The organism is Exiguobacterium sp. s36 (assembly GCF_018618345.1).
In the GTDB taxonomy this organism is placed as follows: domain Bacteria; phylum Bacillota; class Bacilli; order Exiguobacteriales; family Exiguobacteriaceae; genus Exiguobacterium; species Exiguobacterium chiriqhucha.
On the sequence record NZ_JACSLW010000041.1, the window covers coordinates 1 to 200 of the forward strand.

Below are 200 nucleotides of genomic sequence, written 5' to 3' on the forward strand. Positions count from 1 at the left end.
TGTGTCGGTTTACGGTACTGGCGCCGACCTCCTTACTAGAGGCTTTTCTTGGCAGCGTGAAATCCGGTACTTCGCCCTACGGGCTCCACGTCACAGCTCAACCTTGTGTGTCGGGCGGATTTGCCAACCCGACGGCCTCGCTGCTTGTCCGTGCACTTCCAGTCGCACGGTTACCTTATCCTTCTGCGTCCCCCCATCGT

1 rRNA gene is annotated in these 200 nt (G+C 59.0%); it reads right to left on the reverse strand.

Annotated elements, in window-relative coordinates:
- A 23S ribosomal RNA gene (locus KNP95_RS16030) occupies positions 1 to 200 on the reverse strand; the annotation flags it as partial.